Origin of the sequence: Nocardioides ureilyticus (assembly GCF_051280745.1) — a bacterium.
Taxonomy (GTDB): domain Bacteria; phylum Actinomycetota; class Actinomycetes; order Propionibacteriales; family Nocardioidaceae; genus Nocardioides.
The window spans coordinates 1-14,684 of sequence record NZ_JBNCOG010000042.1; the positions used below are offsets into that span (position 1 = coordinate 1).

15 protein-coding genes are annotated in these 14,684 nt (G+C 73.5%); 3 read left to right on the plus strand and 12 right to left on the minus strand.

The genetic code is table 11. From position 1 onward, the window contains the following. From ACSMHG_RS17525 to fadD1, 11 genes are all read right to left on the minus strand, one after another. On the minus strand, positions 1–427 hold a 427-nt coding region (locus ACSMHG_RS17525; protein ID WP_435747491.1), incomplete at its 3' end, for a carboxymuconolactone decarboxylase family protein. After that, positions 424–1,287, minus strand: coding sequence for an NAD(P)-dependent oxidoreductase (locus tag ACSMHG_RS17530; RefSeq protein ID WP_435747493.1), 864 nt, complete (start codon positions 1,285–1,287; stop codon positions 424–426). The genes ACSMHG_RS17530 and ACSMHG_RS17525, both read right to left, overlap by 4 nt. Continuing rightward, positions 1,280–2,050, minus strand: a complete 771-nt coding sequence (locus tag ACSMHG_RS17535; protein WP_435747495.1) for an SDR family oxidoreductase — start codon at positions 2,048–2,050, stop codon at positions 1,280–1,282. Before ACSMHG_RS17535 ends, ACSMHG_RS17530 begins: the two co-directional genes overlap by 8 nt. Positions 2,051–2,254: 204 nt before the next feature. Beyond that, entirely contained in the window at positions 2,255–3,721 is a 1,467-nt protein-coding gene (locus ACSMHG_RS17540) for an aldehyde dehydrogenase (RefSeq protein ID WP_435747497.1), read from the minus strand. Further along, positions 3,718–4,350, minus strand: coding sequence for a nuclear transport factor 2-like protein (locus ACSMHG_RS17545; protein WP_435747499.1), 633 nt, complete (start codon positions 4,348–4,350; stop codon positions 3,718–3,720). Before ACSMHG_RS17545 ends, ACSMHG_RS17540 begins: the two co-directional genes overlap by 4 nt. Beyond that, positions 4,347–4,559, minus strand: a complete 213-nt coding sequence (locus tag ACSMHG_RS17550) for a ferredoxin (protein WP_435747501.1) — start codon at positions 4,557–4,559, stop codon at positions 4,347–4,349. The genes ACSMHG_RS17545 and ACSMHG_RS17550 overlap by 4 nt, the downstream gene beginning before the upstream one ends. After that, the gene (locus ACSMHG_RS17555) at positions 4,559–5,917 is read right to left on the minus strand and encodes a cytochrome P450 (protein WP_435747503.1); all 1,359 of its coding nucleotides are present in this window, start codon (positions 5,915–5,917) and stop codon (positions 4,559–4,561) included. The genes ACSMHG_RS17550 and ACSMHG_RS17555 overlap by 1 nt, the downstream gene beginning before the upstream one ends. Further along, positions 5,914–6,750: an SDR family oxidoreductase gene (locus tag ACSMHG_RS17560; protein ID WP_435747505.1), complete on the minus strand. Its 837-nt coding sequence runs from the start codon at positions 6,748–6,750 to the stop codon at positions 5,914–5,916. The genes ACSMHG_RS17555 and ACSMHG_RS17560 overlap by 4 nt, the downstream gene beginning before the upstream one ends. Beyond that, positions 6,750–8,003 carry a cytochrome P450 gene (locus ACSMHG_RS17565; RefSeq protein WP_435747507.1) on the minus strand — a complete coding sequence of 418 codons (1,254 nt, stop codon included), beginning with the start codon at positions 8,001–8,003 and terminating at the stop codon, positions 6,750–6,752. The genes ACSMHG_RS17560 and ACSMHG_RS17565 overlap by 1 nt, the downstream gene beginning before the upstream one ends. Beyond that, positions 8,000–8,578, minus strand: a complete 579-nt coding sequence (locus ACSMHG_RS17570) for a TetR/AcrR family transcriptional regulator (protein ID WP_435747509.1) — start codon at positions 8,576–8,578, stop codon at positions 8,000–8,002. The genes ACSMHG_RS17565 and ACSMHG_RS17570 overlap by 4 nt, the downstream gene beginning before the upstream one ends. Before the next feature lie 66 nt (positions 8,579–8,644). Further along, the gene (gene fadD1, locus ACSMHG_RS17575) at positions 8,645–10,237 is read right to left on the minus strand and encodes a fatty-acid--CoA ligase FadD1 (RefSeq protein ID WP_435747511.1); all 1,593 of its coding nucleotides are present in this window, start codon (positions 10,235–10,237) and stop codon (positions 8,645–8,647) included. A gap of 158 nt (positions 10,238–10,395) precedes the next feature. On the opposite strand from fadD1, the gene ACSMHG_RS17580 reads away from it, so the two are divergent. The 3 genes from ACSMHG_RS17580 to ACSMHG_RS17590 are packed head-to-tail and all read left to right on the plus strand — an operon-like array spanning position 10,396 to position 13,350. Further along, complete coding sequence (locus tag ACSMHG_RS17580) at positions 10,396–11,643, plus strand: hypothetical protein (RefSeq protein WP_435747513.1); 1,248 nt, start codon at positions 10,396–10,398, stop codon at positions 11,641–11,643. 2 nt (positions 11,644–11,645) lie between these two features. Then, entirely contained in the window at positions 11,646–12,713 is a 1,068-nt protein-coding gene (locus ACSMHG_RS17585) for an NAD-dependent epimerase/dehydratase family protein (protein WP_435747515.1), read from the plus strand. A gap of 10 nt (positions 12,714–12,723) precedes the next feature. Then, positions 12,724–13,350, plus strand: a complete 627-nt coding sequence (locus ACSMHG_RS17590; RefSeq protein ID WP_435747517.1) for a PaaI family thioesterase — start codon at positions 12,724–12,726, stop codon at positions 13,348–13,350. On the opposite strand, the gene ACSMHG_RS17595 is transcribed toward ACSMHG_RS17590, so the two are convergent. Next, the gene (locus tag ACSMHG_RS17595) at positions 13,325–14,677 is read right to left on the minus strand and encodes an alpha/beta hydrolase domain-containing protein (RefSeq protein WP_435747519.1); all 1,353 of its coding nucleotides are present in this window, start codon (positions 14,675–14,677) and stop codon (positions 13,325–13,327) included. The genes ACSMHG_RS17590 and ACSMHG_RS17595 overlap by 26 nt on opposite strands. Between the last annotated feature and the right edge of the window lie 7 nt (positions 14,678–14,684).

Here is a 14,684-nt window from a genome sequence, read left to right on the forward strand (position 1 = left end):
CCACCCCGTCGCCGGCGTCGCCTGCCTTCGCCGCCTTGGCCGCGCGCCGCGCGGCCTGGGCGATGGTCTCCTCGACGATCGAGTTCAGGCGGGCCCCCTGGGGCCAGCCGGCGTAGTGGCACATGAAGATGACGATCTCACGGAGCGCCTCGTCGTCGAGCTCCCCGTTCGCGTGGGCGGCCGGGACCTGGATGCCGAGCACGTCCGCGGCGCCCTGCCCGGCCAGCAGCCCGATGAGCAGCAGCCGGCGGTCCCGGTCCGAGAGCCCCGGCCGGTGCCAGACGTCGGCGAAGAGGTGGTCGGCGGTGTAGCCGAAGAAGTCGCCCTGGCCGTCGGTCATGTCGAAGCCGTAGACCTGCTCCATCTTCTCCAGGCCGCGGCGGCGGACCTCCGGCAGGTCGTCGAACTTCCCGCTGTCCCCGGTCACAGACCCAATCCCTTCCGCAGGTCCCGCTCCGCCAGCCGCGCGAGCGGTACGTCGACCCCGAGCTCGTCGGCCAGCTGCAGCGCGAAGCCGAGGTCCTTCTCCCCCAGGTCGGCGACGTGGCCGAAGACGCCGTACCAGAAGTCGTCCGGCGCGATCGGCGCCGTGGTCTCGCGGTGCATGATCGCGCCCGGCCCGCCCGTGAGGGCGTCCGTGTGGCGGACCACGTCACCGAGCGCCTTGAGGTCGAGGCCCGCGGCCCCGGCCAGCCGCTGGGCCTCGGTGGCGGCGGTGAACGCCACGAAGTGCATCAGGTTGCGCGCCAGCTTGAGCTGCGTGCCCGCCCCGATCGGCCCCGCGTGCACCACCTTGGCACCCATCACCTCGAGCGCCGGCCGGGCCGTGGCGAAGGCCGCGTCGTCCCCGCCGACCAGGATCGCCAGCGTGCCCTCGGCCGCCCCCATCGGCCCGCCGCTCACCGGCGCGTCCAGCACCCGTACGCCGTGGCGCGCGGCCGTCACGGCCAGCTGCCGGGGCGTTGCCGGGGCGACCGTGGAGTGCAGGACGACGGTGAGCCGGTCGTCCGCACCCTGGCCGACGCCGAGGACCTCACCGAGGACCTCGCGCACCTGCTCGTCGTCGCGCACCATCACGCACAGCACGTCGACGGCCGCGGCGAGCTCGGCGACGCTGCCGGCGACCTCCGCCCCCGCCGCCTGGAGCTCGGCCAGCGGGCCCGGCGCGACGTCGTACACGTGCAGGGGCAGCTCGGAGGCGGCCAGCCGCAGCGCCATCGGCTTGCCGATGTTGCCCAGGCCGACGAACCCGACGACCGGCCCGGCCGAGGCGGCGGGCTCAGCCACGGAAGGTCTGCCCGCCGTCGACGGCCAGGATCTGGCCGGTCACCCACGCCGACTCCTCCGAGAGCAGGAAAACGCAGGCGCCCACCATGTCCTCGGGCTGGCCCATCCGCTTCAGCGCGAGGCCCTTGACCAGCTCCTTCGACGCGTCCCCGGCCTGGGTGCGCGTCGCCTCGGTGTCGGTCGGCCCCGGCGCGATGGCGTTGACCCGGATCCCCATGCCGCCGACCTCGTGGGCCAGCTGCTGGGTGAGGCCGTTGACGCCGACCTTGGCCAGCCCGTAGAAGCCGGAGTAGAGGTAGGCCGCCGTGGAGCTCTGGTTGACGATCGACCCGCCGCCGCGACGCTGCATGTGCGGGTAGACCGCGCGGGTCATCACCAGCGCGCCGTCCATGTTCACCGACATGAACCTGCGGTAGTAGTCCCAGTCGACGCTGATGAGCAGGTCGAACTGCATGTCGCCGTAGATGGCGGCGTTGTTGACCAGCCCGTCGATGCCGCCGAGCTCGGCGATGGCCCGCGTGGCCATCGCCTCGGCCGACTCCGCGGAGGAGACGTCGGTGCGCACGAAGATCGCCCGCCCGCCGCCCTCGTTGATCGACGCGGCCACCTTGCCGCCCGCCTCCTCGTTCAGGTCGGCGACCACGACGGCCGCGCCCTCGGCGGCGATCGCACGGGCGTACGCCTCGCCGATGCCCTGGGCCGCGCCGGTGACGACGACGACCTTGTCCTCGAGCCGTCCGCCGGTCGAGCTTGTCGAGACCATGTCTCTCCTTCGCGTGGGTGGGGGTGCAACGGGGTGGTCTCGACAGGCTCGACCACCGAACGACGGGGTGGTCTCGACAGGCTCGACCACCGAACGACGGGGTGGTCTCGACAGGCTCGACCACCGAACGACGGGGTGGTCTCGACAGGCTCGACCACCGAACGACGGGGTGGTCTCGACAGGCTCGACCACCGAACAACAGGGTCAGGCGGGCTCGGCGATGGTTTTCACTTCCAAGTACTCCTCGAAGCCGGCGAGGCCCATCTCGCGACCGAGGCCGGACTGCTTGTAGCCGCCGAACGGCGCGTCGGGGCTGAACCAGACGCCGCCGTTGACGGCGAGGGTGCCGGTGCGGATCCGCGCCGCGACCGCCTTCGCGCGCTCCAGCGAGCCTGAGTCCACCGACCCGGAGAGCCCGTACGTCGAGTCGTTGGCGATCCGGACCGCGTCGTCGTCGCCGTCGTGCGGGATCACGACGAGCACCGGCCCGAAGATCTCCTCCTGGGCCAGCCGCGAGGAGTTGTCGAGGCCCGCGACGACCGTGGGCTCGACCCAGTAGCCGGGCCGGTCGATGACGTGGCCGCCGGTCGCGAAGGTCCCGCCCTCGGACTCGGCCAGCCGGAGGTAGGACTCGACGCGGTCCCGCTGCGCCTGCGAGATCACCGGCCCGCAGATCGCGCCGGGGTCCGCCGGGTCCTTGGCCCCGATCGACTCCATGGTCGCCGCGGCCACCTGCACCGCCTCGTCGTACCGGTCGCGCGGCACCACCAGCCGGGTGGTGATCGCGCACCCCTGACCGGCGTGGATGCAGGCGGTGAACGCCGTGGCGCCGGCCACGGAGGCGACGTCGGCGTCGTCGAGGGCGATGGCGGCGGACTTGCCGCCGAGCTCGAGGAAGACCTTCTTCAGCGTCGGCGCGGCCGCGGCCATGATCGCGCGCCCGGTCTGCGTGGAGCCGGTGAAGGAGACCATGTCGACCCGCGGGTCGGTCGTCAGCAGCGCCGCGACCTCGTTGGCGCGCGGCGTGACGACGTTGAGCACCCCCGGCGGCAGGTCGGTGTGCTCGGCCGCGATCCGGCCGAGCTCCGCGGCGACCCAGGGGGTGTCGGGCGCGGGCTTGAGCACCACGGTGCAGCCGGCGGCCAGCGCAGGGCCGATCTTGGCGAGGTTGATCTGGGTGGGGACGTTCCACGGGCTGATCGCCGCCACCACGCCGACCGCCTCCCGGCGGACGGTGCGCCGCGACGGGATCCCCATCGGCGAGGCCACGCCGAGGTCGGTCTCGAACTCGTAGGACTCCAGCAGGTCGGTGACCCACCGCAGCCCGTCGACCGGCACGTCGAAGCCCGCCGCGCCCATCATGAAGCCGGGCATGCCGACCTCCGCGGTGGTCAGCGCCTTGAACGGCTCGGCGTGCTCGAGCAGCGCCGCGTGCAGCTGGCGCAGGCAGCGCACCCGCAGCGCGACGTCGGTGGACCACTCGGTCTCGTCGAAGGCACGCCGCGCGGCCGCGATGGCGGCGTCGACGTCGGCGGCGCTGCCGTCCGGCGCGTGGCCGATGACCTCACCGGTGGCCGGCGCCAGGATCTCGTACGTCGCGCCGTCCGACGCGGGCACGAGCTTGCCGTCGACCAGCTGCTGGGCCGGCGGGCTGGTGAGCGCGCCGGTCACTGGGTCTTCCCCTGGGCGGTCTCCTGGGTGACGTACTCCCCCGCCTCGACCGGCGGCGGCCACACGCTCGAGGGCAGGTCCTTCAGCCGGTAGTGGCCGGGGACCTTGAGCCCGCCGACGCTCATCCGCTTCAGCAGCGTGTCGGGCGCCTTGCCGGCCTCGACGATCGACATGAAGGTGTGCGCGGTCGAGGGCATGTCGAACCAGTCGCGCTGCCAGGCGATCTTCACCAGGCCGTCGTCGGCGCCGCCGCTCTGGCGGGCCACCCCGAACCACGAGCCGCCGATCCCGAGGATCTCGTACTCCTCGCCGGTGGCGTCGTCGACGATCCCCGACCTCTGCTTCCAGAACCCGACGACCATCGCCTTGGCCTCGTCGACGACCGCGCACATGTAGTCGTAGTGCCAGCCGTCCAAGCCGTCCATCTCGATGCCGATGGCCCAGTCGCGGATCTGGTCGCGCCCGACGGCCATGAAGTGCTCGTCGGGGCTGTACATCCAGCCGTACGTCGCGTCCTCGGCGTAGGACTCCGCCAGGACCCGCCAGTCGCCGGTCCGTTCGGCGGTCCGGTTGGCCTCGAGCCAGGACTCCCAGAACTCCTCGATCTCGGCGCGGGTCAGCTCACTCATCGGTCCTCCTCCGCGCCGTCCACGAGGGCGAGCGCCATGGCTGGGCAGTACTTGACGGCGTCGCTGACCTGGGGGCGCAGCGACTCGTCGGGACGGGGGTCGAGCACGACGACGCGGTCGGCCGCGTCGTCGAAGGCGAAGACCTCGGGGGCCTCGCCGGTGCACATCTGGTGGCCCTGGCACAGGTCCAGGTCGGCGACGACGCGCATCACGCGCCCCGCCGGCGGTACCGCACGCGGCACGGCTGCTGGAGCTGGATGACCATCTTCGACACGTCGTCGCGGTAGTCCTCCGACGGCTGGGCCATCTCGAACTCGTAGTCGCGCAGGACCACCGAGAAGATCGCCTTCATCTGCATCATCGCGAAGGCCGAGCCGACGCAGCGGTGCTTGCCCGCCCCGAACGGGATCCACGTCCACCGGTTGACGATGTCCTCCTGGCGCGGGTCGACGTACCGCCCCGGGTCGAAGGCCTCGGGCTCGGGGAAGTCCTCGCCGATCCGGTTCGACACCTTCGGGCTGGCCGCCACCATGGTGCCGACCGGGATGGTGTGGCCGGCCAGCTCGATCTCCTCGGCGACGACCCGGAGCAGGATGACCAGCGGCGGGTGCAGCCGCAGGGTCTCCTTGAGCACCGCCTCCAGCCGCGGGATCGAGCGCAGCGCCTGGAAGGAGACCTCCGCGCCGTCGGCGTAGAGGTCGTCGAGCTCGGCGACGACCTCGGCCATCACGTCGGGGTGCCGCATCAGCTCGATCAGCGCCCACGACGCCGTGCCGGAGGAGGTGTGGTGGCCCGCGAACATCATCGAGATGAAGATGCCGGTGATGTAGTCGGCGTCCATGCCGACGCTGATGAGCACGTCGAGCAGGTCGCGCTCCTCCTTCGGCACCGTGCCGCGGGCGACCCGCTTGTCGATGATGCCCTGCACGAGCGCGACCAGCTCCACGCGGGCGGCGTCGCGCTGGCGGAAGGACTCGAGGTCGGCGTAGGCGTCGACGTACGCCATCGCGTCGGTGCCCTTCTCGAGGTCGTGGTAGTGGTGGGCGAACCGGCTGTCGAGCTCCTCGCGGAACGGCTTGCCGATGAGGCATGCCGAGGTGGTGTAGATGGTCAGCTCGGCGAAGAAGTCGAGCAGGTCGATCTCGCCCTCGTCGCCCCAGCCGGCGACCATCCGGCGGATCTCGGCCTCGATCGTGGAGGCGTGGCCGCGCATCATGTCGCCGCGCAGCGCCTGGTTCTTCAGCATCTGCTGCCGCTCCTCCGGGGAGGCGTCGAAGACCACGCCCTTGCCGAAGATCGGGGTCATGAACGGGTACGCCGCAGCCTGGTCGAGCGTGGAGTCCGGGGCCCGGAAGAACTGCTCGTTGGCCTCGGCGCCCGAGACCATCACGACCTCGCGGTCGGCGAGCCGGAACCGGCCGATGTCCCCGCACTCGGCGCGGACCCGCGCCAGCAGGGCGATCGGGTCGGTGCGCAGCTCGGCGAGGTGGCCGTGACCGTCGTCGGGGACGGCGTAGGAGACCTCGGGGATCTCGGCGAGGGCGGTCGGCTCGGCGGTGGTGGTCATCGGTCCTCCGGTGTCTGCTGGTCCGCTCGGTCGCTCGCTCGTCCCTCGCTCGGCTCCGTCGCTGACAGCGGGGCCTCGGGCGAGACCTCAATCAGGTTGACGTGGACGCCGCGAGGGGCGCTGACGACCGTGGTGACGGCGTCGGCGATCGCGGTGGGCTTCATGAAGTGCGGGTGCCGGGCCAGTCCGAAGCGCACCCACTGGTCGAGCACGAAGGCGCCCTCCTCGGCGTCCCAGTCCTGCCCCATCTCGCTCCAGGTCGGGCCGGGCCGGACGATGCTCACCCGCACCCCCGAGCCCTCGAGCTCCATCTGCATCGCGTGCGCCATGCCCTCCAGCCCCCACTTGCCGGCGGCGTAGGAGGACATGAACGGGCGGGCGCGGACCGCGACGTCGGAGGAGATGATGACCAGGTCGCCGCGGCGCCGCTCGACCATGCCGGGCACGAAGGCCCGCACGAGGCGGTGCGCACCGACCACGTTGAGGTCCAGCTCGCGGGCGAACCGCTCGCTGTCGACCTCGTGGATCGTGCCGGGCGCCACGGCGCCGGCGTTGGAGACGACGACCTCGACGTCGCCCAGGTCGCCGGTGACCCCCTTGGCGAAGGCCTCGACCGACTCGGGGTCGGTGAGGTCGACCGGGTGGGCGACCGCCTCGCCGCCCCGGGCGCGGATGTCGGCCGCGAGCTCCTCGCACCGCGCCACCCGGCGCGCCCCCAGCGCGACCGGGTGGCCGGCCGCGGCCAGGGCCTGTGCGGTCGCCGCGCCGATGCCGGACGAGGCGCCGGTGACGACCGCAGGGCGGCGAGCCGGCTGGGCGTACTTGCCGGCCATCAGCGCAGCCGCACCCGGGTCGGCAGGGCCGCGAAGCCCCGGACATTGGTGGAGTGCACCCGGACGGCGGCATGGTGGTCGACCTCGAGCCCGTCGACGACCCGGACCAGCTGCGCCAGCGCCACGCGGGCCTCCAGCCGAGCCAGGTTCGCGCCGAGGCAGAAGTGTCGGCCGCCGCCGAAGCTCAGGATCTGGCCCAGCTCGGCCTTGTCGCGGTGGATGTCGTAGACGGCGGGGTGGCTGAAGACCGACTCGTCGCGGTTGGCCGAGCCGAGCAGGAGCAGCAGCTTCGAGCCGGCCGGGGCGACCGTGCCGTGGAGGACCACGTCGCGCTTGAGGTGGCGGGCGACCATCTGGCTGGAGGTGTCGTGACGCAGGGTCTCCTCGATCCACGGGCCGACGAGGCCGTCCTCCCCCGGGCCGGCGGCGAGCACGTCGTGGAGCTGCGCCGGGTGTGCGGTGAGGTGGTAGAGCGCGTTGCCGAGGAGCTTGGTCGTGGTCTCGTTCCCGGCGACCACCATGAGGAAGAGGAAGGCGATGATCTCGCCGTCGTCGAGCCGGTCGCCGTCGACCTCTGCAGCCAGCAGGGCGCTGGTGAGGTCGTCGGTCGGCTGCTTGCGGCGGTGAGCGAGCATGTCGGCGTAGTAGCCGACCAGGGTCATCGCCGCCTCCATGCCGGCCTGCGGCACGTCGTAGACGCCCTCCTCGCGGTGGACCACCAGGTCGGCGAGGCGGCGCACCTCGTCGCGGTCGGGCTCCGGCACGCCCATCATCTCGGAGATGACGTCCATCGGCAGCTTGCCGGCGAAGGCGGCGATCCAGTCGAGCTCGACCTGGTCACCGGGGCCGGCGCCCTCGAGCGCCCGGCCCAGGTAGTGCTCGGTGAGCGCCTGGACCCGTGGCTCCAGCTCGCGGACCCGGCGCGGCGTGAAGGCCCGCGAGACCAGCGAGCGCAACCGCGCCTGGTGCGGCGGGTCGAGGGCGAGGAACGACATCACCTTGTGGGCGTGCGGGCTCCACGCGCTCTTGTCGAGCGAGACGCCCATGGCGTTGGAGTAGGTGTCGTCGTCGCGGACGGCGGCGGCGATGTCGGCGTGCCGGCTCAGCGCCCAGAAGTCGTGGGTGGGGTTGTGGTAGAGCGGCGCCTCGGCCCGCAGCCGCGCGTAGACCGGGTAGGGGTCGTCGTGGAAGGCGTAGTCGTAGGGGTCGAAGACGAGCGGCGCTGCCGCCGGGTCGGCGTACGTCGTGCTCACGCGTGGCCCTCCAGGATCGCGGCGACCACGGCGTCGAGCCGGTCGCCCATGTCGGTGTAGGTCATCACGCCCATGCCGGCCTGGAGCAGGGCGCCGGAGAAGGCGAGGGTCAGCGCCTCGAGGACGGCCGGGTCGACCTCCTCCCCCAGCGCCGCGCGGAACCGCGCCACCATCTCGGCGCCGATCCGCAGGCGCAGCCGTCCGACCTCGGGGTCGGAGCTGAGCAGCGCCGGGGTCACCGCCGCCGCGAGCTCGGGGCTGCCGGCCAGCCGGTCCGCCATCCGCCGGGTCACGCTGCGGACCCGCTCGGTCGCCGTCGCGCCCTCCGGCCCGACGCCGCCGTCCGCGAGGAGGTGGCGCCAGAAGAGCTCGGCGAAGAGGTGGTTCTTCGAGGCGAAGTACGTGTACGCCGTCGCAGCGGAGACGCCCGCCCGGGCGGCGACCCCGCGGATGGTCAGCGCCTCGTGGCCGACGGCGCCGAGCTCCTCGGCGCCGGCCGCGAAGAGCCGCTCCACCGTCTCGGCCCGCCGGGCGTGCAGCTCCTGCCGCGGAGCGCTGGACACATCACTGGACACCTGTCCAATCTAGAACACGTTCTCGTGCGCGGCAAGGGTTCCGGACGAATGCCGTCCGCTGCCCGGTCAGGCCGGGACGCCCACCTGCGCCCGGGCGTAGCTGCGGCCCCGCTCCTCGCGCACCCACAGCTCGCCGTCCCCCGGCGTCGGCCCCTCGGCGATCAGCTGCCGCTTCACGACCTTGTTGGTGGCGGTCGAGGGCAGGTCCTCGGCGATGCGGACGTAGCGAGGCCACGCCTTCGGCGAGAGGTCGGCCTGCTCGGCCAGGAACGCCTCGAGCTGCTCCGGGGTCAGCGTGGCGTCGTCCTGGAGGACCATCGCCGCCATCACCTGGTCCCCCACGTTGCCGTCCGGCACGGCGTAGACCGCGACCCGGTTGAGCTGCGGCAGCCGCAGGAAGATCCGCTCGATCGGCGCCGCGGCCAGGTTCTCGCCGTCCACGCGCATCCAGTCGGCGGTGCGGCCGGCGAGGTAGATCCAGCCGTCGGCGTCGCGGTAGGCGAGGTCGCCGGACCAGTACATGCCGTGCCGCATCCGGTCGGCGTTGGCCTGCTCGTCGTTGTAGTAGCCCGAGAAGTAGCCGGCGCCCTGGGTGTTGACCAGCTCGCCGATCGCCCGGTCGGGGTTGGTCAGCGCGCCGTTCTCGTCGAAGACGGCCGGCTCGCACTCGGTCACCGTCTCCGCGTCGTAGATCGCCACGCCCTCGAAGCCCTTGCCGATCGAGCCGCGGGGCGTGCCGGGCTCACGGGTGATGATCACCGCGCTCTCGGTGGACCCGAAGCCGTCCCACACGGCGCAGTCGAAGCGGCGGGAGAACTCCTCGATGTCGCGGTCGCTCGCCTCGTTGCCGAAGGCCACCCGCAGCGGGTTGTCGGCGTCGTCGGGGCGCTCGGGCGTGGCCAGGACGTAGGCGAGCGGCTTGCCGACGTAGTTCATGTACGTCGCGCCGTAGTGCCGGACGTCGTCGAGGAAGTGGGAGGCGGAGAACTTCGCCGGCGCCATCGCCGCACCGGAGCCGATCGCCACGCACCAGCCGGCGAGCACGGCGTTGGAGTGGAAGAGCGGCATCGAGAGGTAGCAGGTGTCCTCTGACGTGACCGAGAACTTGTCGATCAGCGTCATGCCGGCGAAGAGCACCATCAGGTGCGCCACCCGCACCGCCTTCGGGTCACCGCTGGTCCCGGAGGTGAAGATCATCATGAAGGTGTCCATCGCCTCGACCTCGCGGTGCGGCCGCAGCGGCCCGGCGCCGGCGAGCAGCTGCTCCCACTCCGGCGTGCCCGTCTCGAGCACACGGACGCCCTCGAGGTCCAGCCCGTCGAGCAACGGCCGGTGCTCGGCGTCGGTGACGAGGACCTGGGCGTCCGAGCGCCGCACGTCGGCGCCCAGGCCGGCCCCGCGACGGGTGTTGTTGATCCCGCACAGGACGTAGCCGCCGAGCGCCGCAGCGGCCATCGAGCGCAGCATGTCGGGGGTGTTGCCGAGCAGCACGGCGACGTGGACGGGCTTCTCGTGGTCCACGAGGCCGAGCAGCGCCGAGGCCTCGGCGGACGCCTCGGCGACGTGCTCGCGCCAGGTCCAGGTGCGGTCGCCGTACTTGACCGCGACCCCGTCGTCCTCCGCGCGCTCCCGCACCCACTGCTGCACGTTCTCGGCCATCGTCGTCCTCCCGTGGTCCCGCGGAACTAGAACGGGTTCCAGTCCCTTGACGCGCGTCAACATGCCCTCGGATGTGACCTACGTCAACCGTTTCCGCAGAATCCGAGCCAGCTGTCAACACTGTTGACACCGCCCGTGGGCTGGCCGACGATGCCCGCATGCCCAGCAGGTACGCCGCCCTCTCCCGCGCCGAGCTCGCGACCCTCGTGCCCGAGCTGCTCCTCATCGGCCAGCTGATCGACCGCTCCGGCATGGCCTGGTGCATCTCGGCGTTCGGGCGCGAGGAGATGGCGCAGATCGCCATCGAGGAGTGGGCCGGCGCCTCCCCGCTCTACACCCGCCGGATGCAGGAGGCGCTGGGCTACGCGGCGGCGCCCGGCGAGGGCGACGTGGTGACGATCTTCAAGGGCCTGCAGCTCGACATCGGTGCCCCGCCGCAGTTCATGGACTTCCGCTACACCGTCCACGACCGGTGGCACGGCGAGTTCGAGCTGGCGCACTGCGGCGCGCTCATGGACGTCGAGCCGATGGGGCCCGACTACGTGCGGTCCATGTGCCACGACATCGAGGACCCGACCTTCGACGCCACGGCCGTCGCGACCAACCCGCGGGCCCAGGTGCGCCCGGTCCACCGGCCGCCGCGGACGCCGGCCGACCGCACGCCGCACTGCGCCTGGACCGTCCGGATCGACCCGGCCCACCCCCCGGTCGAGGGCATCCCGGCGCTCGCGGTGAACGCCCGGTCCCGGGCCGCCACGCTCGCGCTCGACCCGATCGACCCGGCCGGCCCGGACGAGGACGGCCAGGCCGACTACGCCGGTCCGCTCGTCGACGACGTCGACTTCGCGGCGTTCTCGCACTCCGCGCTGGTCCGGATCGCCGACGAGGTCTGCCTCCAGATGCACCTGCTGAACCTCTCGTTCCTCCTCGCCCTGCGCGCGCGCACCGGCGACGACGAGACGCAGTTCCGCACGGTCGCGACCCGCCAGCTGACCGGGATCGCCGGGGTCGCCTCCGAGCGCATCCGCCGGGCGCTCGACCTGCCCGCCGACGCGGCCGGTGCCCTGCAGGTGCTCCGTTTGCACCCGCTGCTCAACCCCGCGGCGTACGTCGAGGCGTCGTTCGAGGACGGCACGGTCACCGTCGGTCCGTCACCGGCGCACGAGGACGGCGCCTGGCTGGCGTTCGTCGGCCCGGCGGCGCTGCAGCCGCTGCAGGCGGCGGTGCGCGGCGTCGACCCGCACCTGGACGTCGAGGTGACCGGCGAGGACCGGTCGTGGACCGCCGCGATCCTCACCCGCGACGAGCCGGCGCCGGACGCCGACGAGGTGGCGGTGACCCGGATCAGCACGGGGGCGACCTTCGAGTTCGAGCCGCGGCGCTCCCTGCCGCTCGTGGTGCTCTGAGCGTGCGCGTCCTCGTCACCGGCGCCCTCGGCCTGGTCGGCCGGGCCACCGTCGCCGAGCTGCTCGACCGCGGCGCGGAGGTGGTCGCCACCGACCTCGACACGCCCGACGGCCGCCGGGCGGCGGCCGAGACAGCGCACCCACGGCTGCGGCACGCATGGGCGGACCTCACCGACGCCGTCGCGGTCGAGCGCCTCCTGGCCCGGGTCCGGCCCGACGCGGTGGTCCACCTGGCCGCCGTCATCCCGCCCCGCTGCTACGCCGTGCCGGCGGTGGCGCGCCGGGTGAGCGTCGACGGCACCCGCCACCTGGTCGCGGCCGCCGCGGCGCTCGACGCCCCGCCGCGGCTGGTGCACGCCTCGAGCGTGGCCGTGCACGGGCCCCGCAACCCGCACCTGCACGACGACGTCCTCGGCGCCGACACCGCGCTCGCGCCCGGCGACCTGTACGGCCAGCACAAGGCCGAGGCGGAGCAGGCCGTGCGCGGCTCCCGGCTCGAGTGGGTCGTGCTGCGGCTCGGCGGCGTGCTCACCACCGCCCAGGACGGCGGGCTCGACCTCGACACGCTCTACTTCGAAGGTGCGCTGCCCACCGACGGACGGATCCAGACGGTCGACGTCAGGGACGTCGCCCGGGCCTTCGCCGCGGCGACCGAGGCACCCGTCGCGGGCCGGACCCTGATGATCGGCGGCGACGACCGCACCCACCGGATCCGGCAGGGCGACATCGTGCCGGCGTTCACGGCCGCCCGCGGTCTCACCGGCGGCATCCCCGTGGGCCTCCCGGGCGACCCCGCGAGCCCGACCGCGTGGTTCGCGACCGACTGGATGGACACCGCACCGGCGCAGGACGCGCTCGACTTCCAGCGGCACAGCTGGCCCGACCTCGTCGAGGAGGTGCGCCGCTCCGCGGGCTGGAGCCGCTTCCTGCTGCGGCTCCTCGCGCCGCCGCTGCACGAGTACCTGCGCCGCCGCTCGGCGTACGCCGGGCAGACCCGCACGTACGCCGACCCGTGGGGCGCGATCGACGCCCGCTGGGGCAGCCACGCCCCGGACCGCAGCCTGCCGTGAGGACCCCCAGGTGAAGCACCCGATGTTCGTCCACGAGGACATCCCGACCGTCGAGGTCGACCGCCTGGAGGCGGTGCACCGGCCCCTGGCCGACAGCGTCCGCGAGCTCGTGGAGGCGACGATCCGCACGACCGTCAGCGAGGAGGAGGTCGCTCTCGCGCGCGCGGAGGTCGACGCGGTCGTCGCCCGGCTGCGGGCCAGCCAGCTCGAGGGCCCGGCCGGGGTCCGCTACAACTCCGAGGCCCGCAGCTGGAGCTGGGGCAACGCGGTCGTCGGCGAGCGGAACGCCGTCGCCCCGCCGCTGGAGATCACCGAGGACGAGGACGGCGGCGTGCACGCCGAGACCGTGCTGGGCGTCCGGTACGAGGGTCCGCCGGGGATGGTCCACGGCGGCGTGGCCGCGATGCTGCTCGACCACCTGATGGGGGTCGCCGCCAGCGCCAGCCAGCGACTCACCATGACCGGCACGCTGACCATGCGCTACCGCCGGGCCACGCCGCTCGGGCCCGTCCGGCTCGAGGGCCGGATCGACCGGGAGGAAGGGCGCAAGATCTTCGTCGTCGCCACCATCGCCGACCCCGACGGCGTGACCGTGGAGGCCGACGGCGTCTTCATCGTCCCGAGCTGGGCGACCTGAGGGCCTCCTCGACCAGGTCCGCCCGCGCCTCGGCGAGCACCGCCGCCCGGTCCTCGGGGAGCACGAACCCGGCGGCGATGGCCGCGTCGGTCGCCTCCTCGTAGGCCCGCAGGTACGCCGCCGCGTCGGCGTAGAGCTCCGCCACCCGGCCGGGCGCCAGCGGCAGCGTGCTGCCGAAGAGCTCGCAGATCACCGACGCCCCCGGCGCGGTGTCGCCGGCCAGCACCTGCGCCGGCGCGTCGACGACCGGCGTGCGCACCCCGCCCCGGGCGTTGCCGCTGCCGTCGGTGACGAAGCGGCCGTCGGCCACCTCGAGCCGGTCGGCCGACGGCGCCGCGGGGCCGCCCCGGGCCCAGGCCTCGAGGTGGCGCAGGGCGGCGCGCACGACGTACGCCTGCTGGCCGCGGTTGACCGGCCGCGGGCAGCCGAGGAGCTCCTCGAAGTCGCCGATCTGGAACTTGTCCGCGTGGGCGGTCCCGGCGACCTCCCACAGCCGCACCCGCGGGCTGTCCGGCTGCCACGCCGGCAGGTAGGTCAGCCGCCCGGTGAGGTCGGTCTCGGTCTGCACCACGACGACCGGGACCCCGACGTCGTCGCGGACCTGCACCGGCGGGTCCTGGCGAAACTCGGCGATGTCGACCGCCTCGCCCGGCTCACCGAGCGGCATCGGCGCGCCACCGCGGGAGTGGACGAGGAAGCCGTCGAAGCGGCCGGTGATCGGCTGGACGCCGTTGACGTACGTCGTGAGCGCGTACGCGGACTGCGACTCCCCCGCGGCGAGCAGGCAGGTGACGGGGGCCAGCGTCGCGGACAGGTGGTCGGCCACGGCGGTCGCCACCTGCGTGTAGAGGTCGTAGGCGTAGGCGTCGCCCGGGTGGTGCAGCGCGGCGTACCGCTCCTGGCCACGCAGCCCGGCGCCGGAGCCGCCGAGCCCGACGGCCGACACCCCGCCCATCACGCCGACGTGCTGGGCGGAGACGCCGGCCCAGGCGTGCCCGCGCCGGACCACCTCGTCGGCGAGGTAGGTCCAGTCCGGGGCCGCGTCGCTGCCCGAGCTGACGTTGAGCCATTCGACGACGAGCGTCCCGCTGAACGCCGCCCCCTCACGCGGGGCGCGCACGGCCACCCGCGTCGCGAAGTCGGCGGTGCCGCGCTCGTGCAAGGTCCACCGGCCGTCCGACGCGGTGGTGTCGCCGGCCCAGGAGCGGGCGGACCCGGAGGCCACGTGCTCGCTCTCGGCGTAGCCCGCGGCGGCGAGGTCGGGACCGGGGCGGGCGGCGAGGAGCCCGGTGTCGCCGACGGGCAGGGCGGTGAGGACGGTGGTCACCCGCCCA

Coding starts and splice junctions, on each gene's coding strand:
- ACSMHG_RS17545 (WP_435747499.1), bottom strand. CDS start 4,350: ATGAGTGAGCTGACCCGCGCCGAGATCGAGGAGTTCTGGGAGTCCTGG.
- ACSMHG_RS17555 (WP_435747503.1), bottom strand. CDS start 5,917: ATGACCACCACCGCCGAGCCGACCGCCCTCGCCGAGATCCCCGAGGTC.
- ACSMHG_RS17550 (WP_435747501.1), bottom strand. CDS start 4,559: ATGCGCGTCGTCGCCGACCTGGACCTGTGCCAGGGCCACCAGATGTGC.
- ACSMHG_RS17560 (WP_435747505.1), bottom strand. CDS start 6,750: ATGGCCGGCAAGTACGCCCAGCCGGCTCGCCGCCCTGCGGTCGTCACC.
- fadD1 (WP_435747511.1), bottom strand. CDS start 10,237: ATGGCCGAGAACGTGCAGCAGTGGGTGCGGGAGCGCGCGGAGGACGAC.
- ACSMHG_RS17580 (WP_435747513.1), top strand. CDS start 10,396: ATGCCCAGCAGGTACGCCGCCCTCTCCCGCGCCGAGCTCGCGACCCTC.
- ACSMHG_RS17535 (WP_435747495.1), bottom strand. CDS start 2,050: ATGGTCTCGACAAGCTCGACCGGCGGACGGCTCGAGGACAAGGTCGTC.